The organism is Beijerinckiaceae bacterium (genome assembly GCA_004564215.1).
Taxonomy (GTDB): domain Bacteria; phylum Pseudomonadota; class Alphaproteobacteria; order Rhizobiales; family Beijerinckiaceae; genus Methylocapsa.
Window position 1 is genome coordinate 2,064,389 of the sequence record CP024846.1, and the last position, 25,564, is coordinate 2,089,952.

23 protein-coding genes are annotated in these 25,564 nt (G+C 59.4%); 12 read left to right on the forward strand and 11 right to left on the reverse strand.

Annotated features, from left to right (window positions below; all coding sequences use genetic code 11):
- Positions 1 to 7: 7 nt before the first annotated feature.
- Positions 8 to 640: a TetR/AcrR family transcriptional regulator gene (locus CU048_09640; GenBank protein ID QBR71496.1), complete on the forward strand. Its 633-nt coding sequence runs from the start codon at positions 8 to 10 to the stop codon at positions 638 to 640.
- 6 nt (positions 641 to 646) lie between these two features.
- Here the strand turns inward: CU048_09640 and CU048_09645 are convergent, their stop codons facing one another.
- Positions 647 to 1,480 carry an electron transporter SenC gene (locus CU048_09645; GenBank protein QBR71497.1) on the reverse strand — a complete coding sequence of 278 codons (834 nt, stop codon included), beginning with the start codon at positions 1,478 to 1,480 and terminating at the stop codon, positions 647 to 649.
- Positions 1,342 to 2,658, reverse strand: a complete 1,317-nt coding sequence (locus CU048_09650; GenBank protein QBR71498.1) for a selenium-binding protein — start codon at positions 2,656 to 2,658, stop codon at positions 1,342 to 1,344. Before CU048_09650 ends, CU048_09645 begins: the two co-directional genes overlap by 139 nt.
- Positions 2,659 to 2,853: 195 nt before the next feature.
- On the opposite strand from CU048_09650, the gene CU048_09655 reads away from it, so the two are divergent.
- Both CU048_09655 and CU048_09660 read left to right on the forward strand, forming a co-directional pair.
- Positions 2,854 to 3,747 (forward strand): MBL fold metallo-hydrolase, encoded by an 894-nt coding sequence (locus CU048_09655; GenBank protein QBR71499.1) that lies wholly within the window; start codon positions 2,854 to 2,856, stop codon positions 3,745 to 3,747.
- Positions 3,735 to 4,346 carry a GNAT family N-acetyltransferase gene (locus CU048_09660; GenBank protein QBR71500.1) on the forward strand — a complete coding sequence of 204 codons (612 nt, stop codon included), beginning with the start codon at positions 3,735 to 3,737 and terminating at the stop codon, positions 4,344 to 4,346. Before CU048_09655 ends, CU048_09660 begins: the two co-directional genes overlap by 13 nt.
- On the opposite strand, the gene CU048_09665 is transcribed toward CU048_09660, so the two are convergent.
- The 3 genes from CU048_09665 to CU048_09675 all read right to left on the reverse strand — a co-directional run bounded on the left by CU048_09665 (position 4,334) and on the right by CU048_09675 (position 8,601).
- Positions 4,334 to 6,199 (reverse strand): oligoendopeptidase F, encoded by a 1,866-nt coding sequence (locus CU048_09665; GenBank protein ID QBR71501.1) that lies wholly within the window; start codon positions 6,197 to 6,199, stop codon positions 4,334 to 4,336. The genes CU048_09660 and CU048_09665 overlap by 13 nt on opposite strands.
- 102 nt (positions 6,200 to 6,301) lie before the next feature.
- Positions 6,302 to 8,305: a hypothetical protein gene (locus CU048_09670; GenBank protein QBR71502.1), complete on the reverse strand. Its 2,004-nt coding sequence runs from the start codon at positions 8,303 to 8,305 to the stop codon at positions 6,302 to 6,304.
- Between the two features lie 2 nt (positions 8,306 to 8,307).
- Positions 8,308 to 8,601 (reverse strand): hypothetical protein, encoded by a 294-nt coding sequence (locus CU048_09675; protein QBR71503.1) that lies wholly within the window; start codon positions 8,599 to 8,601, stop codon positions 8,308 to 8,310.
- Between the two features lie 215 nt (positions 8,602 to 8,816).
- On the opposite strand from CU048_09675, the gene CU048_09680 reads away from it, so the two are divergent.
- Both CU048_09680 and CU048_09685 read left to right on the forward strand, forming a co-directional pair.
- Positions 8,817 to 10,295 carry a sigma-54-dependent Fis family transcriptional regulator gene (locus CU048_09680; protein QBR71504.1) on the forward strand — a complete coding sequence of 493 codons (1,479 nt, stop codon included), beginning with the start codon at positions 8,817 to 8,819 and terminating at the stop codon, positions 10,293 to 10,295.
- A 131-nt stretch (positions 10,296 to 10,426) separates the two neighbouring features.
- Positions 10,427 to 12,259 (forward strand): L,D-transpeptidase, encoded by a 1,833-nt coding sequence (locus tag CU048_09685; protein QBR71505.1) that lies wholly within the window; start codon positions 10,427 to 10,429, stop codon positions 12,257 to 12,259.
- A 33-nt stretch (positions 12,260 to 12,292) separates the two neighbouring features.
- Here CU048_09685 and CU048_09690 read toward each other — a convergent pair whose 3' ends face one another.
- Positions 12,293 to 12,781 (reverse strand): acyl-CoA thioesterase, encoded by a 489-nt coding sequence (locus tag CU048_09690; protein QBR71506.1) that lies wholly within the window; start codon positions 12,779 to 12,781, stop codon positions 12,293 to 12,295.
- 200 nt (positions 12,782 to 12,981) lie between these two features.
- The gene (locus CU048_09695; protein ID QBR71507.1) at positions 12,982 to 13,869 is read right to left on the reverse strand and encodes a branched-chain amino acid aminotransferase; all 888 of its coding nucleotides are present in this window, start codon (positions 13,867 to 13,869) and stop codon (positions 12,982 to 12,984) included.
- A 269-nt stretch (positions 13,870 to 14,138) separates the two neighbouring features.
- Between CU048_09695 and CU048_09700 the strand changes: the two genes are divergently transcribed.
- The 4 genes from CU048_09700 (at position 14,139) to CU048_09715 (ending at position 17,994) form a co-directional block, all read left to right on the forward strand.
- Positions 14,139 to 14,612 carry a MarR family transcriptional regulator gene (locus CU048_09700; GenBank protein QBR72819.1) on the forward strand — a complete coding sequence of 158 codons (474 nt, stop codon included), beginning with the start codon at positions 14,139 to 14,141 and terminating at the stop codon, positions 14,610 to 14,612.
- A complete protein-coding gene (locus CU048_09705; GenBank protein ID QBR71508.1) occupies positions 14,609 to 15,349 on the forward strand; it encodes a DNA-binding response regulator in 741 nt (246 codons plus the stop codon). Before CU048_09700 ends, CU048_09705 begins: the two co-directional genes overlap by 4 nt.
- Positions 15,350 to 15,498: 149 nt before the next feature.
- Positions 15,499 to 16,740, forward strand: a complete 1,242-nt coding sequence (locus CU048_09710; GenBank protein QBR72820.1) for a two-component sensor histidine kinase — start codon at positions 15,499 to 15,501, stop codon at positions 16,738 to 16,740.
- Positions 16,741 to 16,890: 150 nt separating this feature from the next.
- Positions 16,891 to 17,994 (forward strand): bifunctional DNA-binding transcriptional regulator/O6-methylguanine-DNA methyltransferase Ada, encoded by a 1,104-nt coding sequence (locus CU048_09715; GenBank protein ID QBR72821.1) that lies wholly within the window; start codon positions 16,891 to 16,893, stop codon positions 17,992 to 17,994.
- Here CU048_09715 and CU048_09720 read toward each other — a convergent pair.
- Entirely contained in the window at positions 17,973 to 18,911 is a 939-nt protein-coding gene (locus tag CU048_09720; GenBank protein QBR72822.1) for an ABC transporter permease, read from the reverse strand. The genes CU048_09715 and CU048_09720 overlap by 22 nt on opposite strands.
- Before the next feature lie 65 nt (positions 18,912 to 18,976).
- Complete coding sequence (gene ftsE / locus CU048_09725; GenBank protein ID QBR72823.1) at positions 18,977 to 19,639, reverse strand: cell division ATP-binding protein FtsE; 663 nt, start codon at positions 19,637 to 19,639, stop codon at positions 18,977 to 18,979.
- 376 nt (positions 19,640 to 20,015) lie between these two features.
- Here ftsE and CU048_09730 point away from each other — a divergent pair, with 376 nt between their 5' ends.
- The 3 genes from CU048_09730 to CU048_09740 all read left to right on the forward strand — a co-directional run bounded on the left by CU048_09730 (position 20,016) and on the right by CU048_09740 (position 23,470).
- Positions 20,016 to 20,732, forward strand: coding sequence for a 4-phosphopantetheinyl transferase (locus CU048_09730; protein QBR71509.1), 717 nt, complete (start codon positions 20,016 to 20,018; stop codon positions 20,730 to 20,732).
- 164 nt (positions 20,733 to 20,896) lie between these two features.
- A complete protein-coding gene (locus CU048_09735; GenBank protein QBR71510.1) occupies positions 20,897 to 21,817 on the forward strand; it encodes a hypothetical protein in 921 nt (306 codons plus the stop codon).
- A 54-nt stretch (positions 21,818 to 21,871) separates the two neighbouring features.
- Positions 21,872 to 23,470, forward strand: a complete 1,599-nt coding sequence (locus CU048_09740) for a bifunctional metallophosphatase/5'-nucleotidase (GenBank protein ID QBR71511.1) — start codon at positions 21,872 to 21,874, stop codon at positions 23,468 to 23,470.
- Here the strand turns inward: CU048_09740 and thiD are convergent.
- Both thiD and CU048_09750 read right to left on the reverse strand, forming a co-directional pair.
- Complete coding sequence (gene thiD, locus CU048_09745; protein QBR71512.1) at positions 23,449 to 24,246, reverse strand: bifunctional hydroxymethylpyrimidine kinase/phosphomethylpyrimidine kinase; 798 nt, start codon at positions 24,244 to 24,246, stop codon at positions 23,449 to 23,451. The two genes, CU048_09740 and thiD, sit on opposite strands and share 22 nt — an antisense overlap.
- 92 nt (positions 24,247 to 24,338) lie before the next feature.
- Positions 24,339 to 25,508 (reverse strand): hypothetical protein, encoded by a 1,170-nt coding sequence (locus tag CU048_09750; protein QBR71513.1) that lies wholly within the window; start codon positions 25,506 to 25,508, stop codon positions 24,339 to 24,341.
- Positions 25,509 to 25,564: the final 56 nt, after the last annotated feature.

The following is a 25,564-nucleotide window of genomic DNA, read 5'->3' on the forward strand; positions in this document are numbered from 1 at the left end:
AGAGGGAATGTTGCTGTTGTCAACATCTATCAAGCCGGAATCTTCCCCCTACCATCACGGGGATCTTCGGCGGGCCCTGGTCGAGGCGGGTCTGCAGCTTTTGGAAAAGCGGGGGCCCGCGCATGTCAGCCTGCGGGAGGTGTCCCGCGTGGCCGGCGTCTCACATAATGCGCCCTACCGCCATTTCGACAGCCGCGAGGCGCTGCTTGCGGCCATGGCGGCGGATGGATTTGAAACGCTTAGAGCGGCGATGGCGCGGGCCGCCGAGGGCAAGCAAAGCCTGGAGCGCCTTCGCGCCTTGGGGCTCGCCTATGTCGGATTCGCCCGCGAGAAGCCGGCGGTCTATCTCTTGATGTTCGGGCCGGAACTCGCGAAGGATCCGTTTCCGGCCCTAAAAGCGGTCGCCGAGCAGAGTTTCGAGGCCCTGAGGCAGGCGATCGATGCGATCACGCCGGAGGAAACGCGCGCGGCAGCAGCCATCGGCGCTTGGGCTTTGGTTCACGGGCTTGCCCATTTGATCGCGGATCGACAGCTTCCCCCTGAGTTGTTTGATCCGGCCGATGACGAAGGCTTGATCGAAAATGTTTTGGCGATTTACCGGCTGGGACTGATGCGGCAGGACGAACGCCGGGGAAATTAGACGGAATCAATTCGTCTGTTTTGCCGCTTCGATCAGCAGCGTCCTGATGTCGCCGAGGATTGCGGCGGGATCGAGCGATTGGTTGGAATAAATCTCCCGCACCCAGCCATCAGTGTCGATCAGGAAAACTTTGAGGATATGGTTCAAGACCAAAACGCCCCGCGCCGATGCCTCCCGGTCGATGGAAATCTCCTCGCCCATATCGCGGAGCAAGGGTCGCAGAAAAAATTCCGAATAGGTGGTCAGAAAAACCCATGGCAGGATGGCCGTCTCGGCCTCATAGCGCCGTGCAAACCAGCGAAGGACGTCCGGCGTGTCATGCGCCGGGTCAATGCTCACAAACACGAGGCGAACGCGGCCGTGCAAATCCGGATGCGCAATGATCTCCCCGCGAATCTTTTCAAAAGCATCCCAGGCGAGGGGACAGCCATTCGGGTCAGTGCAATAGCTATAGAAAAAGCCGAGAAGCGTGATGGCCCCGGTCGTGTAGCGCGCGAGCGAGCGCGGAAAGCGGCTGCCTTCGAGCACGATGGCAGCGGGCACACGCTGAATATGATCGAGGCTATAGCTTCCGGGCAAGGGAAGGGAGAGCCCGCCGCGCTCCTCTGCGGCAACCGGCAAATGGCTCGATGGAACACTGGCCGTCGCGATCAGCGCAGTGCAAAGCACTCGGACAATCGCCTGCCCTGCCGCTCGATAAATCACCGTGACGCGGCGCGGATCGGATGATCGACCGAAGCCTTGTCCATCGGTCCGGAAAATTTCATGTGGTGGGGACGGCCGAGCTGCTCCTTGGAAAAATCGACCTCGAATTTGAGTTTCAAATCCTTGCCGTCCCAATCATAGGCGCGCAGGACCTGCTCGTTGTCGGCGCCCTTTTTGTCCCAGTTTTCGAGCAGCGATGAGGTGATGTAGACGCGCTTTCCATCCCAGCTTTGGGAAATCATGTTGACCTGCTTGCCGGTGACTTTCTCAAAAATCTGCACGGGCTTCGTAGGATCGGAAATATCGAACAAACGGGTGGTGCCGTCCATAAACGTGTTCACCCAAATCGTCTTGCCATCGGCCGCAATCGAAATATCGACAGGCAAGGGAATCTTGGCCGGATCGCCGATCGTGCCGACTTCCTTGGCCTGCCATTCATTTTTGTCGTCATGGTTGATGAGCCAGAGCTTTGAGGTCAGAGCCGAAGCGGTGATGGCCCAATCGTCGCCTTCCTTCAGGGACCAACGGATTTCGAGCGGCGCGCCCGGAACGCTGAAGATTTTTTCGGGCTGGAGCGACTTGAGATTCCACAGCACCATTGTATTGCCGAAGTGCTTCATGGCTTCGGAATCCTTGATGAGGGCGCCGAGATCCCTCATGTAATTGTTCCAGCCGGTGAAGCTCGAAGTCAAAAACACATTCTTCTTCGGATTGATGGCAATGTCGTAGCCATAGCCGTCGCCGCCCTTGTCGGCCGGGATCGGATGGGCGGAGAGAAACTCTCCTTTGTTGTTATAAATCGCAATTCCGGTCATGCCGTCGTGGGTCTTGTCGTTCGACAAGGCGCCGATCACCATCCGGCCGGGGATGGCATAAAACGTATGCGGGCCGATGAAGCCGGTCTTTTGGGGAAGATCGGTAATTGTGTTGACGAGCTTTGGCTTCGACGGATCCGTGCCGACGTCAAAGATAAAAATCTTGCTGTCGTCGAGCCGACCGGCCCAAAGATATTTGCGGTCGTCCGTGAAGCCCATGTGATGCGCCTCGCCGCGGCCACCGACGGAAACGCTGCTGATCATCTTACCGTAATTGCTCGATTTTGGATCGGCTTCAATCGTCACAAGCTTGTCGGAACCATCGCCGAGATCTTTGTCCCCGAGCGTCCAGACATGAACATAAGCCTCCTGACCTTTGATGAGGGCGGCCGTGTAGGGCGAGAGGCAGGTCTCGTCAGCCCATGCGGCGGGAGGTATGAACCCGGCCGTGGCGGCGATCATGGCCGTCATTAACACGCACAAAGATGTCCGCTTCATCCCGCGCCTCTTTTCGTTCGACGACGGTGCGACGTGCCAACTGTCCAGCTGAGATTATGATTTTTTTCAACCGGAGGCAACACCAACGTCCCTCCTGGATTTCTCCGAACGTTTTCCGCAAACCTCGGAGGGTCACTATGTTCCGCAACGGTCTTTCGGCTTATATGATCGATCAAGGCCTTGGCGAGAACCAACATGCGCAGCTTCACTGGAAAACAACCCGTTGTAAAAGGCTTTTTCGAAAAGCGCACCTCCAGCGTCCAATATGTGGTCTTCGATCCGGCCACCAAGAAATGCGTTATTATCGATCCCGTCCTCGACTTCGAGGAAAAGTCTGGCACGACGGCAACACGATCTGCCGAGGCGATTTTGAGCTATGTGAATGAGCAGCAGCTCACGATCGAACTTATTCTCGACACGCATGCCCATGCCGACCATCTCTCGGCGAGCTGGTATTTAAAACAGAAGACGCATGCACCCGTCGCTATCGGGGATGGCGTGTGCGAAGTCCAAAAAGTCTGGAAGCAGATTTACAATTGGCCCGACCTCCCCGCAGACGGATCGCAATGGGACCGGCTCATCGCCAATGGCGAAAAATTTCGGATCGGGGAAATCGAGGTTGAGGCGATCCTTTCGCCTGGCCATACGCCGGCCTCGATGACCTATGTCATGGGCGACGCAGTCTTCGTTCACGACACCTTGTTTGCGCCGGACTATGGGACGGCGCGTGCCGATTTTCCCGGCGGCAATGCGGCGCAGCTTTGGCGCTCGATTCAGAGAATTCTTGCCCTGCCTGAGGAGTTCCGGGTGTTCACCGGGCATGACTATCAGCCTGGTGGCCGGGCGGTGTCCTTCGAGAGCACGATTGCCGAACAACGAAGCAACACGCATCTCGTGCGGACCGGCAATGAGGCGGCCTTCGTCGCATTCCGCGAATCGCGCGACAAAACTTTGCCGCTGCCAAAATTGCTGTTGCCTTCGCTGCAGGTCAATATTCGAGGTGGCCGCCTGCCCGAGCCCGAAAGCAATGGCCGCCGTTATCTGAAAATCCCGCTCGATGCTTTTGAGGGCGCGGTCTGGGACGAGTAACAAACCGGAGACAATGGGTGAGCCCCGAACTCCTTGGACCAAGCGACTACGAGGCTTTGGCGGACCATCTCAACCGCCAGAACGCCGAGACCGATGGATTGGGCTTGCCATTTTTTTCGGCGATTACCGGGCCGCCTCTGGACGCGCATGAACCGCGCCAACGTGCGAATAGGATCGCGAATTGGGCCCGCAGGATCGGCGAGCCAGGCTGGCAAAGAATGTGGGGAATTAGAAGCGATGTCGATGGGGCGATCATCGGCCATCTCGAACTCACCGGCCCGGAATATAAAGTCAAGCAACATCGCGCCAAGATCGCCGTCGGCGTCGAGCCGCCCTACAGACGGCAAGGCTTGGGGGAGGGTTTGCTGCGCGCGGCGATCGCTTTTGCCAATGACGCCGGTCTTGCTTGGCTCGATCTCTGGGTCTTTACCCATAACAGGCCGGCGTCGGCCCTTTACCGAAAAATCGGTTTCGTCGAGGTCGGGCGATTCAAGGACCAGTTTCGCATCGGCCAATGGGCGATCGAGGATGTGGCCATGGCATTGGAGCTTGAAACGCGCCGCTCCCGTCCGGCTCCGCCCGCCCCTTACGAGGAATGAGAAAATTCCAGGCCTTCGAGTTCCGCGATCATCGACTCGATCATCTTGAGCCCGATCTGCCAGAACCCCGGATCCCGCGCATCCAGTCCGAATGGCGCCAACAGTTCGGAATGATGCTTGGTGCCTCCCGCCGACAGCATGGCGAGGTAGCGTTCGGCAAAATTGTCTTGCGCGCCCTCATAGACGCCATAGAGCGAATTCACCAGACAATCCCCGAAGGCGTAAGCGTAGACGTAAAAGGGGGAATGCACGAAGTGCGGAATATAGGCCCAATAGGTCTCGTAATCGGGTCCGAATTCGATCGAAGGCCCGAGACTGTCGGCCTGCTCGCTCATCCATAGGCTGCAAATATCATCGGCGGTGAGTTCGCCTTTGCGCCGCTCGAGATGCAATTTGCGCTCGAATGAATAGAAGGCGATTTGCCGGACGACAGTGTTCAGCATGTCTTCGACCTTGGCGGCGAGCAAGGCGCGACGCTGGGGAGCGCTGGATGTGCGCAGAAGCAAGGCGCGGAAGGTCAGCATTTCGCCGAATACGGACGCGGTCTCGGCGAGCGTCAGCGGCGTCGGCGCCATGAGCGCGCCATTGGGGCCGGCCAGAACCTGATGTACGCCGTGCCCGAGTTCATGCGCGAGCGTCATCACATCGCGCGGCTTGCCCTGATAATTCAAAAGCACGTAAGGATGCGCGGACGGCACGGTCGGATGCGCGAAGGCGCCCGGCTGCTTGCCCGGCCGCACCGGCGCGTCGATCCAGCGTTCGTCGAAAAAGCGCTTGGCAATGCCGGACATCTTTGGCGAGAAGGCATCATAGGCGCCAAGAACGATGTCCCGCGCATCGCCCCAGGGATAGTTCTTCGAGGCGGCATGCGGCAGCGGCGCATTGCGGTCCCAATGCTTCAGGGCGGGCTTGTTGAACCATTTCGCCTTCAGCCTGTAGTAGCGATGCGACAAGCGCGGATAGGCCTCGCGCACGGCCGAGACCAATGCGTCGACGACCTCGCGCTCGACTCGGTTCGCAAGGTGCCTCGCGTCGGCGACATCCTTGAACCCGCGCCAGCGGTCGGAAATCTCTTTGTCCTTGGCGAGCGTATTGGTGACGAGCGCAAAGGTCCGCAAGTTTCCTCTGAGGCCCGCGCCGAACGCAAGGGCGGCCTTTTCGCGGGTCTTTTCTTTCGGATCCTGCATCAAATTGAGCACGGGCTCGATCGTCATCGTCTGGCCATCGACGACGAATCGCAAGCTCGCGATCGTCTCGTCGAAAAGCCGGTTCCACGCACCGAAACTGGTAATCGATTTTTCGTGGAACAATTGTTCGAGTTTGTCGTCGAGCTGATAAGGCTTGCCCTTGCGGATGTCTTCAAGCCAGGGCCGATAATATTTGAGCGCGCCTCCCGCCACTTTGGCCATGAGGCGGTCATCGAGCCGGTTCAATTCAAGTTCGAAGAACAAAAGATCCGACGAAGCGGCGGTTATTTTTTCCTGCGTATCGCCATAAAATTTCATCCGCGCGGGATCGACCGTATTGGCCGCATAGACGAGCCCGGCATAGGACATGATGCGCCCTAAAAGTTCTTCGAGCGCTTCATAGCGCTGCACGGCCTCGAGAAGCCCCTCGCCGGAGCGCTTCTTGGCTAGGCCTTCGAGCTTGCCTTTGTAGGTTGAATTGAAGGCGGTGCATTCGGCCGCCGCCTTGGCGAGATCGCCCAGAAAGGCCGGCGAATCCATCGCCGGATAAAGATCGGCAAGATTCCATTCCGGCAAGCCGTCGAATTCAGCCGGCTGCTTGGCTTTTGCGCTGGATTGCCGAGTGGCGTGAACAGTGCGGAGAAATCCAGATGCGCGCAGGAGCATTTGAGAACCGTTCTATTTTCGGAAGGATGTCCAATAAAAAATCATAACGGATAGAAGGGCCCGCAATCAACCTTTGCGCGAAGTTAACGCTTGCGGGGGGCCTTATCTCCGTTTCCTCGCTTTGGATTGCGCCTTGCGTTCGGCAATCAGAGCGAGGGCCTGATTCAAATTCTGGCCAGCCGTTTGCCAGTAATGGGGCGATTGCTTTTCGTTGAATTCCTTCAAGGCTTCGCGAAAAGCGGCAACGGCCTGCTGCAACCGTTCGGTTCCGCTTTCCCGCTCGCCAAGCAGTTTGAGGGCAACGCCTAGATTGTTCTGGGCCATGGCCCATTGCAGCGGCGCGCGCCCGCGGGTCTGTTCCTTCAAAGCCTCGCGAAAGGCGGCAACGGCTTCTTCAAGTCTCAAGGTTCCGCTGTCCTGCGTACCGAGCGCTTCCAACGCAAGGCCGAGGTTGTTCTGGGCCATGGCCCATTGGGTCGGCGCGCTCTGCCGGGAAAATTCCTCCAAGGCTGCACGAAAGGCAATCACGGCTTCGTTCAGTCTGGCTGGGTCTCCTTCGCGCATGCCCAGTGTTTCCAGCGCGAGGCCCAGATTGTTTTGAGTCATGCCCCATTGGCGCGGGGTGCGCTCTCTGGTGAACTCCAGCAGGGCTTCCCGATAGGCGGAAACAGCCTCGTTCAGCCGCGCGGTGCCGTTCTCCCCCGCCTCCCGCGCACCCAGCGTCATAAGCGCATTGCCAAGGTTCACTCTCGCCATGCCCCATTGGAGCGGCACGCGTTCGCGGGTCGCCTCCATCACGGCTTCACGATAGGCGGTCACGGCTTCCTCCAGCCGCGCGGTCCCGCTTTCCCGTTGGCCGAGCATGACGAGGGTGGCCCCGAGATTGATTTGCGTCATCGCCCATTGGAGCGGAACCCGCTCGCGGGTCGCTTCTTTCGCGGCTTCTCGATAGGCCACAACCGCTTCTTCCAGCCGCGTCGTCCCGCTTTCGCGTTCGCCGAGTCTTGCCAGCGCATTGGCAAGATCGACCTCTGTCATCGCCCAATCGAGCGGCAGGCGCTCGCGGGTCCGTTCCCTCAAAGCTTCACGATAGGCGCCGACGGCCTCTTCGAGCCGCGCGGTTCCGCTCTCCCGCTCGCCGAGCGTGACCAGGGCGTTGCCGAGATTCAGTTGGGCCGTGGCCCGATCGAGAGGCGCGCGCTCAGGCGTAAATTCCTGCAAAGCGTCACGAACCGCGACGACGGCCTCTTCGAGGAGAGCGGTCCCCGCCTGACGCTCACCAAGCACCCAAAGCGCGTTGCCGAGGTTCATTCGGGCCATGGCCCAATCGAGCGGAAACGCCTGCCGGGTTTTAAGTTCGCCCAGGCTGCGATAGCGTTCGATCGCCGCGTACGCGGCCGCATTGTCTCCAAATTCGCTGCCTTGCCGGTGAAGAGCATCGGCCTCGTTGTTGAGATATGTCCACCGCGCATCGCTCCCCACCGGCGCTTTTGCCGCCGCCTCAGTGAAGCGTTGCGCCGCATCGAGATAGCGCAGACGCGTCAAGGCCAGATCGCCGCGCTGGGCGGAGGTTTGCGCGGCATTGAGCGCCAGCCGGTCCAACGCCTCGGTTTGGATCTTCTCGATCGCGGCCAAACGATCGTCGGCTTCGCCGAGCTGGCCGTCTTGGATCGCCCTTTGGGCGGCCGCCTTCAATGTGGTGATTTTCGCATCGTCGCCGGGCTGCTCCGCCGCCGCCCTTTGCAACTCCTTATATTTCTGGGCAATCTCGGCCAGTTTCGCGGCGAGCCGCTCGGGTGGAACATTGGCTTCGCCGACGATCTCCAAGGCGCTGCGAACCTGGTTCTGATTGAGGTCGAGCTTTTCCTTGAGAAGCGAAATCGTATCCTTCTGCGAGTCCGACAGATCGCTGAGGTCTTTGGTCCGGGAACGAACCGCTTCCTCGAGCTTTTCGTAAGGAACCCCGATCGTGCTGTTCGAAACATTGCCGCCGATCGCGACACTTCCGCCTTCGGCATGAATGGGAGGCCGTTCCTGCGCATAGGTTTCCTGGCCTCCCGATATGAAGGCGAAAAACAAACAGAGGGCCAGGACGACCCGCCACATGGCTATGGCCGGGGTTTCGGACAGTCGCCACTATTGCCGGCTGTGATCGACGTCCCCGACACATCGCCGCCGATCGCGACGCTGCCGCAATCGGCTTCGATATGCTTTTGCGGCGGATTGGGTTTTGTCTGGGGCGCCGGGAAAAAATAAACGAACACCGCCCAAAGTCCGCCGGCAATAAGCGCAAGCCCGCCGCCGATCCAGCCAAGGAGTTTTTGGTTGTCCTCGGATTTCAAAAACACCCACAGGCGATTCGGCATGGCCTCGTCCTTGGTCAAAACAATTGCGCGATTCATAGCACGAAATTGTGGCCGCCAGCGCCGCTTCGGCTCCCGTTAATATCCCATTTACCCTAATTACCCATAGTGCGCCCAACGGGTCACGGAGGCTCCAATGGCTAGACCCAAGCAGATGAATTGCTTCTGTTTGGGTCTAGCCGTCGGCCCAAATCTTGTGGGCCGACTTCACCCTGACGTTTGCGTCGTCAGGCCTGGACCCACCACGAGGCTGCATGTCCCCTAAGATATTAATCGCCGATGACGACCCCGTTCAGCGGCAATTGCTCGAAACCCTGGTTCATCGCTTCGGTTATCAAACCGAGACCGCCGAAAGCGGGGAGGCGACGCTCGCCAGGCTGGAGCGGGCGGGAGAGCCGATCGATCTTCTGATCCTCGATCTCGTCATGCCGGACACAGACGGCATGACGGTGCTTTCGCGGTTGCGGGAAAGCGGCCATAAGCTGCCCGTGCTCGTCGAGACCTCGCGGGGCTCGATCGAATCGGTTGTCTCCGCCCTGCGTCTTGGCGCGAATGATTTCGTGGTGAAGCCAGTTGGGGCGGAACGACTCCAGGTCTCGATCAAGAATGCGCTCGCCGCGACTTTGCTCGAAGATGAGGTTGGCTTCTTGAACCGGCGGGCGACCGCCAGTTTGTCGTTCGACGATCTCGCGGCCAAAGGCGACGGAATGGAGCGGGTCGTCCAGCTTGGCCAAAGGGCGGCGAAATCAATCATTCCGGTGTTGCTCGAAGGCGAAGCCGGAACCGGCAAGGAACTGATTGCCCGCGCCATCCACGGCGTTTCGGAGCGTCGCGGTCGACCCTTCAAGACGGTCCATTGCAACATTTTGACCGAGCATTCGGCTGACGCCGTGCTATTTGCAAACCCAGGTGCATTTGTCGAATCGCACGGCGGCACCTTGTTCCTCGATCAAATCTGCGCATTGCCGCTCGACGTGCAAGCCAAATTGCTGCGGGCCTTGCAGGAAGGTGAGGTTCATCCGGCAGGGACGAAACGGCCGGTGAAGGCGGATGTACGGTTGATTTCCGCGACCACGCAGAATCTGATCGAACTCGTCAAACTCGGCCGCTTCCGCGAGGACCTTTATTACCGGATCAATGTGTTCCCCGTTTTCATACCGCCGCTGCGGGCGCGGCCCGATGATATCGCGGGTCTTGCGCGACGACTCTGCGCGAGATTTGCGGCGGAGGAAGGAAAGCGGCTTCGCGGAGTCTGCGCCGAGGCGCTCGCCCTGCTTTGCGCCTATGATTGGCCGGGGAATGTGCGGCAATTGGAAAACGCCGTGTTTCGCGCGGTCGTACTCGCCGATGGCGATGAGCTGACCGTCGCCGAGTTTCCGCAAATCGCCAAACGGGTGGAAGGATTTGACGTCAGGGTCCCGGCGGCTCCGGCTCCGGGTGCGAGCCAAGCGCCGCGCGAAAGAGAGTTCGTGCGCGTCGAGGTCCGCGATCCCAATGTCCTGGCGCTGCTCGACCAAAACGGCAATGCGCGGTCGCTTGAGCAATTGGAAGCCGAAGCCATCAAATTCGCGCTGGTCCATTATCGCGGCCAGATGTCCGCTGTCGCGCGCAAGCTCGGGATCGGCCGTTCCACCCTTTATCGTAAATTGAGGCAATATCACATTGAGCCCGATAAGATGGAAGCCCTTGACCTTGCCTGCGCGGAAGGTCGCCGCGACGAGGCCGCAGCATGAGCGGGACATCGTCCCCTCCAAGACGCAATTGTGGCGGCCCTGCCCCCCGCAATGAAAATTTATCCGATGTGACTTCGCACGCATCGGTTCGCGCGTTAGTCTGATTCCATCAAGGTCGACGCGATCTAAATATGGCAAAAGGCAGGATTATGTTTGCGCCCTGGCAAGTGGCCGGTCGGACCGTTTTGGCTCTGGCCTTATTTGTTTGTGTCGCGAGTTTGGCGGCACGCGCCGAGGATGCGAGCCCCGGGCTTGGCGTGGCTTTGCCTGCGCAATTAGCCATGTCCCCCGCGCATGGGGATCCTTTTGCCGAAGCTTCGCCCGAACCGCAGAATGACGATCAAAGCGACGCCGCAACCGAGCCTGAAGAAGCTGCACCGCAAACAGGCGAGGCGGCTCCGATGCCGCCCGAGAGCTTGCCCGAGGGAAAGGACGCCGTCGTCGCACCCTCAGGCGGCGACTCCGAGCAGGCGCCGCCGCAAGAGACTGCCATGCCGGCTGTCAATGCCGCCCTCAAGGCCGAACTTGAAACGCGGTCCGCCGCTCGGAGTGCAATCCTGAGCCGCCGCGATCGGGAAGCGATTGGGGCTTTCTACGCCATGCGGGATTTCGCGCCGTTGTGGTCGCGGGACGGCAAAGCCAACAGCGAGGTTGCCCCCGTTCTCGAACGGCTTGCTCATGCCGGAGACGATGGGCTCGACCTCAAGGGCGCTGCCATCGGATTTTCACCTTCCGGGACGGATGCCGAAGTGGCCGCCGCCGATATCGCCCTGACGGACGCCGTCGTGGCCTATGGAAGACAAGCCAGCGGAAGCAGAATCGATCCGGGCACCGTTTCGCGGTTGATCGGGCTTGAACCGGAAGTCGCGGATCCCGCCATCATTCTGGCCACCGTTGCTACAGCCGGCGAAAATGGCGGGGACCAGCTTCGATCCTTCAACCCGCCACAGAAACCGTATGAAGCGCTGCGCGAAAAACTCGTCCAAATGCGCAAGGGACGAAATATTGCCGAAGGGGGAGCCGTCATCCCGGCCGGTCCGGTTCTTCGTCCGGGCATGCGCGATCCGCGCGTCCCGCTCATCAGGGCCCGCCTCAGCCTTGATGGTGGGTCCGACGCGCAAGATAAGGCTCGCGATCGGATCTATGACACCAAAATGGCCGCCGCAGTCGCGGATTTCCAGAAAGCCAATGGTCTTCCGCCTTCGGGGACCTTGACCACCAAGACCGTGGCCGTAATGGGCGGCCAGCCCTCGCATCAAGAACCCGAGATCATCGCCAATATGGAGCGCTGGCGGTGGATGCCGCGCGACATGGGCGAGTCACGGATCGAAGTGAATATTCCGAATTATGAGGTCGTCGTCGTCGAAAAGGGCGCGGTCGTCGAGCGTCACCGCGTTATTGTCGGCAAGGAGCAAACTCCAACGCCGATTTTTTCCAACCGGATGCAATTTCTGATCGTCAACCCCTATTGGAACGTGCCGCCTTCCATCATCAAGAAAGAGATGCTCCCGAAACTTGCTTCGGACCCTAATTATTTGCATCGGCTGGGTTATGAAGTTTTCTCCCGCGGCGGCCGTCTTGTCGTGCGTCAGCCGCCCGGTGAGCGCAATGCGCTCGGGCGTATCAAATTCATGTTCCCCAATGATTTCGCGGTGTATTTGCATGACACGCCGAGCCGCAAATTGTTTTCTTCGCCGAAGCGGGCCTTCAGCCACGGCTGCGTGCGTGTCGATGACCCGTTCCGTTTCGCCGAGACGGTGCTGGGGCGCGGCAATGGTTGGAGCGAGCAGCGCGTGAAGAAATTGATCGGCGGCAAGGAACGCTATGTCCATCTGCCGAAACCTCTCCCGATTCACCTCGAATATTTTACCGCCTTCGTGGACGAAGCCGGGCACCTGCAATTGCGTGACGATATCTATGGCTATTCGCACAAGGTGAAGGCAGCGCTCGGGCTGGAAAGTTAGGCGGACGCACAGAGAAACAGTTGAAACCCGGTGTCAGTCCGGCATGCCGACGTGCAACGATCTGTTTCGTTCCATGATTTCCTCGCGCATTTCCTTGCGCATCTTTCCCGCCTCGAACAGCCGCCGTTCGATTTCGGTCTCAATTTCAAGCGGCGGGACGGTGACCGGCTGGCCTTCCTCGCTGCGCGCCACCATCGTGAAGTAGCATGAATTGGTGTGGCGGGCCGCTTTGGTCGTCAGGTTCTCGGCAATCACCTTGATCCCGATCTCCATCGAAGTACGGCCCACGTAATTGACATTGGCCTTGAAGGTCACCAATTCGCCGACCTTGATAGGCTCCTTGAAAATCACCTGATCGAGCGAGGCGGTCACCACATAGTTCTTGCAGTACCGCGCGGCGCAAGCGTAGGCCACTTGATCCAAAAGCTTCAAGATCGATCCGCCGTGCACGTGGCCGGAAAAATTGGCCATGTCCGGGGTCATGAGAAACGTCATGAAAAGGGATTTTTCCTGGTTGCTCATAGGGCTTGAACAATTACAAGCGGCTGCGGCAAAACGGCTGTCCTAGTTCAAGGGCATGTCGAGCCAGGGCAACAAAGCCGATGGCTTGGACGCAGGAGGTTCGCCAGAAGACGTCCGCGCGCAACCTAGCAAATGGTCGAGGCCAAGACAACCGGCGGCAGTCGGGCCCGAGGGTCGTGATTGCATGGGCTAACGGATTTTCACGCCGCCTTTTGCTTCGGCCGAACTTCCGCGGAATAATCGTCGATCAGGGCGCGGGAGATAGCGCCGGGCGTAAACTTGTACGATCCCACTTCGGAAACGGGCGTGACTTCCGCGCCGGTGCCGCAGATGAAGCATTCCTCGAAACCCATCAGGACTTCCGGCATGATGCGGCGCTCGATCACTTCAATGCCGCGGCGTTTGGCCAGTTCGATCACCGTGCGGCGGGTGATTCCGTCAAGGAAGCAATCGGCGATCGGGGTGTGGATGACTCCATTGGAGGTAAAGAAAATATTGGCACCTGTGCATTCGGCAACCCGGCCTTGCCAATCGAGCATCATGGCGTCGGCATAGCCGCGCCGTTCGGCCCGATGTTTCGAAATTGTGCAGATCATATAGAGCCCGGCGGCCTTGGCACGGCAGGGGGCGGTCTGCGGATCGGGCCGCCGATATTCAGCGAGATCGAGCTTGATGCCCTTCATTTTCTGCTCGACGTCGAACATGCTCGGCCAGTCCCAGACGGCGATAGCCACATTGATCGTCGAATTTTGCGCTGCGACGGCCATCATCTCGCTGCCACGCCAGGCCACCGGACGAACATAGCAATCCTGCAGATTGTTCTTCTCGACAACGAGTTGCTTGACCCGGTCTAGCTCCGCCACCGAATAGGGAATTTCGAAGTCGAGGAGTTCGGCCGAAGTTCGGAACCGCTCGGAATGTTCGGTCGATTTGAAGATGCGGCCTCCGTAGGCGCGCTCGCCCTCAAAGACGCAAGAGGCATAATGCAAGCCGTGCGAGAGAACGTGAAGCTTTGCTTCTCTCCACGCGACAAGATTGCCATTCATCCAAATGAAGCCTTCGCGCTGATCGAAAGGCAAAACCGACATCGGTCCCTCCTGGGCTTGCGGCTGGTTCGTGAGCCCAAATTGCGCGGGCCTTGACGCTCTGCCTCGTCTGGCGCCGGACAAAATAAAGATATATCCCGGTCAGAAAAAGTCATCTGCTGGTTCTTTCTTGACGGGTAACCAGCTTCCTGAAATATGTCAATAGTGCTGACATAAAAGGCGGTCCAGTGGATTCGGTTTCGAAGCAGGATGTTTCGCAAAGGCTATCGCGCGGGCAGGGCGTTGCCGCGGAGCCGATTGGTGTGGCTCCGATGTTCGATTTGATCGAGCTGATGTTTTTCGCCTATCGCGATTTTGTCGGCGACGCCGACCACCTCCTCGAGACCCTTGGCTTTGGCCGGGCGCACCACAGGGTGCTGCATTTTGTGTCGCGAAGGCCGGGCCTCACAATCGCCGAATTGCTGGATATTCTGAAAATCACCAAGCAAAGTCTCAATCGCGTCCTCAAGGAATTGCTCGATCAGGATTATGTCGAGGCCCGCCCAGGCATGAAGGATCGCCGCCAGCGTCAGTTGTTTCCGACTTCGCGCGGCAAGGCGCTCGCGCTCGAGATCGCGGAGTTGCAGTCGCGGCGGTTCGCCGAGGTCTTCGCCGAATTGCCCCCCGGGGCTCGCTCGGGCGCGATTGATTTCCTCCTGGCGATGGTCGATGCGGGGGAGCGGGCCAAGGTGGCGGCTCTGGTCGGCGCGGGCTCCCCGGCAACGGCCAAGGAAACACCGCTTTGAATATTTTATCGGATGCAAATCCCGCGACCAGCGTGCCTGCCGACGATGCCGCCCATTTGCTGATCGTCGATGATGACCGGCGGATCAGAGCGCTGCTGTCTCGCGTGCTCTGCGAACAAGGATATCGCGTCACAACTGCGGGCGATGCGGCCGAGGCGATGGCCCACCTCAAAAGCCTTTCCTTCGACCTCATCGTTCTCGATGTCATGATGCCGGGCGAGGATGGTTTCCAGTTCGCGGCGCGGCTTCGCCGCGATGCAACGGAACTCGCGCATGTTCCCATTTTGATGCTGACCGCGCGGACCGAAGCCGATGACCGCGTCCGCGGCCTCGAAACCGGAGTCGATGATTATCTCGGCAAGCCCTGCGAACCCCGCGAACTCACCTTGCGGATTGCCTCGATTCTCCGCCGCGCGATGCCGCGCTCGATTTCCCGACCGCTGAGCGTGGTACGATTTGGCGACTTCAGCTTCGATATCGGCCGCGGCGAACTGCGGCAGCGCGATGAGATTATCCGGCTCACCGATCGTGAGCGCGAAATGCTACGACTTCTGGCGGAAAACGCGGGTGAGACCGTTGCCCGCGAAGCCTTGGCTGGGTCGGGTATTGCCGCCAATGAACGGACGGTCGATGTTCAGGTCAACCGGCTGCGCCGCAAGATCGAGCGCGACCCGGCCAACCCACTGCATTTGCAAACCGCGCGGGGCGCAGGCTACCGTTTGCTGATCGACCGCTGAAACAGCTTGAACGGGGACGTGCCTTGAGCCTTTCCCTCCCCCTTTCCCTAGAGCGGCCACGCTCCTGGTGGCGTGGCTTTTGGCGCTGGGCCGCCTTGCTTCTGCCAAAAGGCCTTTACGCGCGCGCACTGCTGATCGTCCTTGCGCCGATGATCATCCTGCAGTGCGTGCTCACCTATGTCTTCATGGAACGGCATTGGCAGCTCGTCACCACGCGGCTTTCAACCGCGCTGACTCAGGATATAGCCGCGATCGTCGAGCTTCACCGTTCCTATCCGGGCCGGGCAAACGACGACATCCTGGCGCGAATCGCCCAGGACCGGTTGAAGATAGACATGGAGTTTCTGCCTAAGGGGGAATTGCCGCCGGCGCTGCCGAAGCCATTCTTCTCCATTGTCGATGGCGCCTTGTCGAACGAGATCAAGCGTCAGATAGGCAAGCCCTTTTGGCTCGATACGGTGGGTCGCTCGAGCTTCATCGAGATCCGGATCAAGCTCGAGGATTCGATCTTGCGAATTGTCGCGCTTCGCAATGCCGCCTATGCCTCGAACTCGCATATCTTTTTGTTATGGATGATCGGCACATCCTTCGTTCTGATTGTCGCCGCCATCGCCTTTTTGCGGAACCAGATCAAGCCGATCCTCTCGCTTGCGGGTGCCGCTGAAGCGTTCGGCAAGGGGCGCGATCTCGACTTTCGCCCGCGCGGGGCGCGCGAGGTGCGCCAGGCCGGTTATGCTTTCATCGAAATGAAGCGTCGCATCGAACGCGCGTTCGAACAGCGCACCGCGATGCTGAATGGCGTGAGCCATGATCTTCGCACCATTCTCACGCGCTTCAAATTCTCGCTGGCTCTGATCAGCAAGACCGACGAAACGCTCGATCTGCAAAAAGACGTCTTGGAAATGCAGCACATGCTGGAAGCCTATCTTGCCTTTGCGCGAGGAGACGCCGGCGAAAGCACCGCCAAGGTCGACATGGAGGAATTTTTGGAGGACCTGCGGCTTGATGCCGAACGGGCCGGCTGCGATGTTCAAATCAGCTTCAGCGGCGATCCAATCGTGGCGGTGCGGCCCAATGCGTTCAAGCGCTGTCTCGCCAACCTCATTAGCAATGCGCAGAATCATGGCAAGCGGATCTGGATCGAAGCGGTCCGGGATCTCCGGTTTCTCACCATCCACATCGACGACGACGGTCCCGGCATCCCGGTTGATCGGCGCGAGGATGTCTTCAAGCCTTTTGTCCGCCTTGATGAGGCACGCAATCAGGACGAGGGCGGCACCGGGCTTGGCCTTGCCATCGCGCTCGATGTTGCGCGCTCGCATGGCGGAGACATCAGCCTGAGCGACAGCAAAGCTGGTGGTCTCCGGGCGACTGTCCGTGTGCCGGTGTAAGCCAGCAGAATTTGCGGGCCAAGTCTCGAGGCTAAAGGTGTTTCTCCTCGTCCGAATGAAAATTCCCAATTCGATAGCAAGAGCCGGAGTGTGCCGGCAGCGGCCCGGCGCTACATAATCTTCCAGATGGACGGCAAGAGGACCGAACCGATGTTGGAAAAAACGGCGAGTGTCCGGGTTCTCGCCGATCGGGATCCGAGGTGGCAAGCGGTTGCCACGCGGGATCGCCGTTTCGACGGGCAATTCTATTATTCCGTCAAAACAACCGGCGTTTATTGCCGTCCGTCCTGCGCCGCTCGCTTAGCGCGGCCCGAAAATGTCGCCTTCCATCTCACTCGCGAAGATGCCGGGCGAGCGGGCTTTCGTCCGTGCAAGCGGTGCAAGCCGGACCAGCCTGCGCTGAGTGAGCAGCAGGCCGCAAAAATGGTGGCGATCTGCCGAAGCATTGAATCTGCGGACGAGGTCCCAACCTTGGACGCGCTTGCCCAAACGGCGGGGCTCAGCCCTTCCCATTTTCATCGGCTCTTCAAGGCTGTCACCGGTTTGACTCCCAGGGCCTATGCGACGGCGCATCGTGCCCAACGGGTCCGAGCCGAACTCGCGCGCGGCGACAGCTCGGTGACCGAAGCAATCTACGGCGCCGGCTTCAATTCCAACGGCAGGTTCTACGAATCCTCAAACGAAATCCTCGGCATGACACCGACGGCCTATCGCGCGGGCGGTGCCAACACCAAAATATGTTTCGCGATCGGCGAATGCTCGTTGGGTTCGATTCTCGTGGCAAGAAGCGAGAAAGGCATATGCGCCATTCTCCTGGGCGACGATCCGGACACCCTCGCGCGGGATTTGCAGGACCGCTTTCCGAATGCCGAGCTGATCGGTGGCGACACAGAGTTTGAAGCGCTGGTCGCCAAGGTCGTCGGTTTCGTCGAAGCGCCGGCAACCGGCCTTGATCTCCCGCTCGACGTGCGGGGAACGGCCTTTCAGCAGCGGGTCTGGCAGGCCTTGCGCGAAATCCCCGCCGGGAAGACGGTAAGCTACGCCGATGTCGCCAAGCGGATCGGAGCGCCCAAATCGGTTCGCGCCGTCGCCGGGGCTTGTGCGGCCAACGCCATAGCGGTGGCCATTCCCTGCCACCGGGTTGTGCGGACGGATGGTGCGCTCTCCGGCTATCGCTGGGGCGTCGCGCGCAAGCGTGCTTTGCTTGATCGCGAGAGAACAGCTCGCTCGCCTCAGCTCAATCCCCGCAAATGACGATATACGATAACCCGCGACACGAAGCCGGTGACGATGGCGATGCCGGCAGCGATGAGGGCGATCGCGGCATAGATATTCGGCCCTAGCGAGAAATCGCCGAACATGACTTCCATCTGATCGCCGCCGGGCGTGGCCCGCAGCCACGCGGCCACAGTTCCCGACAACAGAAAGGCGATGATCGCCAAAACTCCGCCGATCGCACCGCCGCGCAAGCCGAGGCGGAAAAAATGGCGCTGGAACTGGCGCGAAATATAATTGTCGGCGGCGCCGACGAAATGCAGGATCCCGATAATCTCCCGATTGCCCGCCATGGCGCCCTGGGTGGCGAACGCAACCGCCATGACCATTGCCACCAGGACCAGAACAAAGATCACCGCCGCGACGAACACCACCGTTTTCGCCATGACGGCGAGCCGCTCGATCCAGAGTCGGTGGTCGTCGATGCTGGTGCCTGGAATGACATCGGCGAGCGCCTTGCGAAGGACCGTAATGTCCAAACGCTCATGCTGATCGAGTGCGACAACGATGAGGCGCGGGACCGGCAATTCGGAAAGATCGAGCCCCGAGCCGAGCCAGGGCTGCAAGAGTTCCTCGGATTGAGCCTTGGTATAGGCGCGCGCAGCGGTGATGCCCGGCATTCGCTGCGCCAGCTCGACGGCCTTCGCCGTATCCGCCTCAAGATCTCGGCCCACCGTCGGGCGGATCTGGATCGTCATCTCGCGCGCAACTTCGTCCTGCCAGCCGCGCGAGGCATCGCTGATGAGAATAGCTGCGCCGGCGGTGAGCGAAGCCAAAAAAGTCATGATGGCGACGACGGTGACCAGCGCGCGCCCGGCGATGGAGGCCGCCGGCACAAGCGCGGTATCACGGTTACTCTCCCGCCTCAATGTCTTGAGGATGCCGCTCGAATTCAAATGACCACCGCTTCCCGCCGCTTGCACCAATCGAAATGCGCCCGAGAAAAAACTCATCCTACGCCTCAATCGTAAATGTGGAGGCGGCCGTCACCGAGGACCAATCGGCGGGCACCGTCGAATTGATCCATCAAGGCGAGGTCATGGGTTGCGATCACCACCGATGTTCCCGATTTATGGAGCTCGGTAAACAGCCGAAGCAGTCTTCGCGCGAGGCTCGGATCGACGTTGCCGGTTGGCTCGTCGGCGAGAAGAAGCTCCGGGCGCACGATCAGGGCGCGGGCGATCGCGGCGCGCTGTTTCTCGCCACCGGACAGCACGGGCGGCAGAATATGCATGCGCTCGCCGAGACCGACCCAATGCAGCAGTTCGGTGACTTCAGCCCTGTAGCTTGCTTCCTCCTTACCGCGCACGCGCAGCGGCAAGGCGACGTTTTCATAGGTCGTCAGATGGTCGAGCAGCCGAAAATCTTGAAAGACCACGCCGATCCGCCGCCGCAGGTCGGTCACCTCGGCCTTGTCGAGGGTTAAGGCATCGCGCCCAAACAGACCGATCGACCCGCGCGTCGGCCGCAAAGACAAAAGAATAAGGCGGAGAAGCGTCGTCTTGCCGGCGCCCGAGGGACCGGTCAGAAACTGAAACGACTGCGGCTCAATGGTAAAGCTCAAATCCTTGAGGATTTCCGCTCCCATCCCGTAGCGTAAGCCGACGTTTTCAAATTGGACCAAGCAGACCTCGCGCGCGCCCGACACTGCGCCATGGCAAAAAACTTCAGCTTCTCCTCATAGCATGGCTTGCCGACTGGAAAAGAGAGGCTGAATGTCTCTGCCTAACTCCCGGCGAGACGCCCGCCCACGCTCGCGTGCGGCTGAAATTCACATGTTTAGCGTGAATCTAACGAAGGGAAGGTAAATTAAGACTTAATTTTTTCCGTTAGACCGGCTGTCGGCCAAGGCTTCCACATAGTTGCGTTCATTTGGACGCGCCGCGGTTCGTATAGTTCGAGCTCAGCCAGGCGTATTCACGCGCTCAAAGGCCTAGATTACCTGTTCCTGTTGCTCGCTGTGCTTTTATTTCTTAGATTTATAGACGAATATCTTGCTCATGATGGAAATGCCTGACCCACGCGTCCTTCCTGTCAGACAATTGACCTTGCCAACCGCCCGAAGTGGGGACCCCAAGGTCACGCTTTGGCTCATCGGTCCCGCCGGGCTCTCCGGAGTCCCGGAGGATCTGTGGGATGATCTCGATGCTGGCGAGAGAGAGCAAGCCAACCGGTTTCGCCGCGCGCAGGACAGAACATTATTTGCTTTGACGCGCGGCATATTGCGCAATCTCCTCGGTCGGGTGACTGGGATTGCGCCGGCAAACATCGTTTTCGCGCAGGGGCCTCACGGCAAGCCCTATTTGGCCGGGGCACGCGGGCCTCATTTCAATGCCTCGCATTCGGGGGCTTGGGCCTTGGTTGGATTTTCCGACGAACGGCCGATCGGCGTCGATATAGAATTGATCCGCGCGACCGAGGATGAATTGGAATTGGCACGTTCATTTTTCTCGGATGCGGAATACCGCTATCTTTCAGGGCTGGACGCGGCGGCGCGGCAGCAGTCTTTTTACAAAATCTGGACTTGCAAGGAGGCCGTCCTCAAGGCCTTTGGCGCCGGAATTTCGGAGCATCTGAAAAACTTCTCCGTCGAACCGACGCCCCATGGATTTCAGGTGCGGCCGGAACGCGATTGTTTTTCTGTTTCCTTCGCTTCGGTCATTGCCGCACCCGTCGAAGTCCCGGAAGGCTACGCAGGAAGCTATGCGCTAGCGTGACGGGAGAGCTTCCTCATGGAAGTGCCCCGGCGCCTATTTTCCATCGCGATGGCGACGACAATTACTCTGCTTTGTCTGGAAGACGGCTTGCTGGCGCGGCGATCCTCTGGCTTTCTTGTTTCGGCCCAAATGTCCATTCAGCACTAGAATGCTAGTTTCAGGCTCTGCGGATAAAGGAGGCTCAGTTGTTTGGTGGTATTCTAAAGAGGATCGGTGCCGCGTTTCAGGCATTCAGGCGATCGACCGCTGATGTCATTCCGGATGGATTTATCCCGATCTCCGATTTCTCACCGGACGATGTCTTCATTGTCGGGTATCCCAAGTCAGGAAATACCTGGTTTCAGCATCTCGTCGCGGGTGTCGTCTATGGCGTGGATCCCAAGTGGGCTCCTATTGCGGCGGTGCAGGATCTCGTGCCGGACGCCAGCCTGCTCAAATATTATCGCCGCTATGCGCCGCGCATGTTTTTCAAGGAGCATTCGCTGCCTCGCCCGGATTATCGCCGGGTGGTTTATTTGCTCCGCGATGGACGCGACGCGATGGTTTCCTATCGCCATTATCGGGAGGCGGTAGACAAGGTAAAATATGATTTTCAAGAGTTCGTCACGCCGGAAACCGACTTATACCCCTGTCATTGGCCCCGGCATGTCGACGCATGGACAAAAAACCCCTATGGGGCGGAAATATTGCTGATCAAATATGAAGACCTGCTTACGCAACCGGTGGAGCAGCTCCAGCGATTCTGCGAGTTCGTCGGCATTTCGAGGGACATCGATCATTTGAAGGCCGTCGCCGAGGCGGCGGCTTTCTCGAATCTGCGCGGTAAGGAAGCCAGAGAGGGCTGGCCCGATTCCAATTTCGAGGCGGGCAAATTTTTCTTCCGGCGTGGTGTCGTCGGCAGTCATAAGGACGAAATGCCTCCTGGAGCCCTCCAAATTTTTCTCGGTCAAGCCAGTGAAACATTACGCAGGCATGGTTACGAGATTGGTCATTCTGCGTGGTTCGCCGCCGTGCTGGGAGTGGCGCAGGGATATCTATCCGACGAAGGCCGGCCTCTCGAGGCATTGATTTATCTATTTGCGTAATCTGGGCCGGCCATCGAATTCGATCATTCTTTATTGAGATACGAAGAGGGATAAATGCCAAAGCTCTCGCGCCGCCAGACCTTGGTCACCCTGCTGGCCGCGGGTGCGAGCGCGGCCGCGCCGCCCGCGCGGGCCGCCGGCAGCGTGATCCGGGTGAGCTTTCTTCTTACGAACGATGTTTATCGCATGGAGGCGAACAAGGACGGGCGCGGCGGCCTGGCCCGTTTCGCGACCGTGGTGAAGGCGGAGCGCGCCAAGGCCCTCGGTGAAAAGCGCCGTCTGATCTGTGTCCATGCCGGGGATACGCTGTCGCCGAGCCTTTTATCGAGCTTCGATGAAGGGGCCCATATGATCGATCTCTATAACGAGGTGGGTCTCGATGCCTTCGTTCCGGGAAATCACGAATTCGACTTCGGCAAGGACGTCTATTTCGAGCGGGTCAAGGAAGCCAACTTCCCTTTCCTTGCCGCCAATCTCAGGGATAGCGAGGGCGCGCGATTGCCGCGCCATCAAGACCAATTGGCAATCGAGGCCGATGGACTCAAGATTGCGCTGATCGGGTCGGCGTATGAATTTACCGGCATCGCCTCGCGTCCCGGCGACCTCAAATTCATGCCGACCATCCCCTCGGTGCTGGAAAACGTGAAGCAAGCCCGCGCGGCGGGAGCGGATCTCGTCGTTGCGATCGTACACGCCGACAAGCCGACGGGATCGGCCTTGATGAATTTACAGGCTGTCGATCTCGTTCTGTCCGGCCACAATCACGATTTGCATATCGATTTCAATGGCCGCACGGCGCTCGTCGAATCCGAGCAGGATGCCAATTATGTGGCGGTGGTCGATCTCGACGTTTCGATCACGCAAGGCGAGACATTCCGTTCCATCTCGTGGTGGCCGAATTTCCGCGTCATCGATACCGCAACGGTCGCTCCGGATCCGGGCCTGCAGCAAAAGATCGATGTCTATAAGGCCGGATTGGCAAAGCGCTTCGATGTCGAAATCGCAACGCTCGCCGCGCCGCTCGATAGCCGGACCCAAATTGTGCGCTCGGGGGAATGCGCAATCGGCAATCTATTTGCCGATGCGCTTTTAAAGGCGGCCGATGCCGATCTCGCCATCATCAATGGCGGGGGCATCCGGGGTGACAAGGTGTATCAGATTGGGGACAGGCTGCTGAAGCGGGATATCCTCGAAGAACTGCCGTTCGGCAACAAGTCTATGCTTACGATTGTTTCAGGCGCAAATATTCAAGCGGCTCTTGAAAACGGCCTTTCCCAACTCGATCGCTTGTCTGGCCGGTTTCCGCAGGTGGCTGGATTGACGGTTGTCGCCGACCCCAAGGCCGCGCCGGGCACGCGAGTCAAAGCGGTGCGCATCAAGGGCCAAGCGCTCGATCCCGCCCGCGCTTACAAGGTTGCGACGAATGATTTCCTCGCGCTAGGTGGCGATGGCTATGGGATGCTTGCCGGCATGACGCGGGCAACCGCGGACTCCGGTACGAGGCTCATTGCCCTCGATGTGATGGATTACGTCGAGGCGAAGAAGATCATCGACGGGAAAGTCGAGGGCCGAATCGTGTTTCAAGAGGCTGCCCCCGCTTTGTCCGAGTCCGCGGCAGCTCGCGATCAGCATCACCAGAGTTTGTGGAAATGATGGACCGGCCCATGGCCGCGACCGACGCTGAGCGTGTCGGCTGCGGCAAGCGCGCCCGTCAAAAAGCTCTTCGCGGAATCGATCGCTTCGCCAAGCTCCACACCCTTGCCAAGGTACACAGCGATCGCCGAGGCTAAAGTGCAGCCGGTGCCATGGGTGTTGCGGGTTGCAACGCGCGGCGCCGAATAGAGCCGATAAGAAACGCCGTCGAACAAGAGATCGTCGGCAGTCGGCCCGCTCATATGACCTCCTTTTATGAGCACGGCTTTTGCGCCGCGCGCATGGAGAAGTCCGGCGGCACGGCGCATGCCGGCCGGATCTGCCGCCAGGACATGTCCCGAGAGGCGCGCCGCTTCATAAAAATTCGGCGTGATGAGAGTTGCCAGCGGGAAAAAATGACGCACGATCGCTTCGGCTGTGCCGGATGCACTCAGCGCGTCGCCGCTCGTGGCCGCAAGGACAGGATCGAGGACAATGAAACGGGGCTTATAAAGCGCGAGGCGCTCCGCCACCGCCTCGACGATCGGCCGGCTGGCCAACATCCCGATCTTGACGGCGCCGACCTCGATATCCTCGAAAATCGCATCAATCTGCGCGGCGACAAACTCCGCCGGAAGAATATGCACGTCAGTTACGCCAAGGGTGTTCTGCGCCGTGACCGCAGTGGTGACGGCCATGCCATGGCAGCCCAGTGCGGCAAAGGTTTTCAGATCGGCCTCAAGGCCCGCGCCGCCGCTCGGATCGGACCCTGCTATCGACAGGAGATTTTGTATCATGTCCAGGGCTCCGTGGCCGGCAGGGAACTGCGCAGGAGGCCACAAATTCTGGATTTGGTAAAGCGATGCGACCACGCGCCATGGGTGGGGCGCTAGGTCGGATCCTCTCGGTGCAGATCGTGGATCGTCACGCCGCCACGTACAATCGCGGCACGCTCCAGCCATTCGGGGTGGCGCAGGGTGCGCAAGGTATCTTCGTAGCCAGAGTCCCAATGCTCGCGCATCGAGGTGCCGGAAAATTCGTAATCCCTCGCGTGGCCCTCATAATTCTTATGCTGATAAATGAGATGGACGATGTTGATGACGTTCGCCGCCGAACATTGGGCGATAAACTCTTTTTCGCCCGGCTGCAGTGCTTCGACCGGGACTCTCTTCAAAGCATCGGCCAGACGCATCTTCAGGGTGTGGGCCCGGGCGAAAGCGTCCGTATTCTGGCGGGTGCGGCTTGAATACACGATTTCCTTGTGGCGGGTAAGGACCTCCGACATTTCACGCGGAAGAGCACCGCGCGCGCTGAACAGGTCAACCTGAAAAACGAGTGAGGACTGACTTTCGTCCTGTTCGAGCAGATATTGGAGCGGCGTGTTGGAAACGATGCCGCCGTCCCAATAATATTCGCCCTCGATCTTCACTGCGGGAAGCGCCGGAGGAAGCGCGGCCGAGGCCATGATATGTTCAGGCCCGATTCTGTGCTTCTCGGTGTCGAAATAGAGGAAGTTGCCGGTGCGCACGTTGACCGCGCCAACGCTAAGCCGCTTGTGCCCATCATTCAGAAGATCGAAATCGATGAGTTTTTCGAGCGTCTCTCTTAAGGCGCTTGAATCATAGTAACTCGTCGCGCCATATGCGCCCGGAAGGTGGAACCAAGGATTGGGAACGCGGGGCTGAAAAAATCCGGGTTGCCCAAAGACCGCCGTGATCAGGGAACTCGTCTGGTTGCGCAAATCGCGAAAAATGTCGCCTTCGGGCGTAAACGGCCAGATCTTGCGCCCGGATATGATGTCCCAGAACGCTTCCAGGTTTTGCAACCGCCTTTCTGGCCCATTGCCGGCGATGATAGCGGAATTGATCGCTCCGATGGAAACGCCGGAGATCCAATTGGGCTCACAGCCGGCTTCCGCAAGAGCCTGATAGACCCCAACCTGATAGGCACCCAAAGCGCCTCCGCCTTGGAGCACGAGCGCGACGCGGTCGTAGCGTTGAGCGATCGCCGAAATGTCGTCCCGGCGGGCTCCTGCGCGGGGCGGCCGCATTTCGTTCATTGCGCGGGCTCCGTCGTGTGTTCAAGGGCTGGAGATGCTAGCGCCGCAAAGTGACA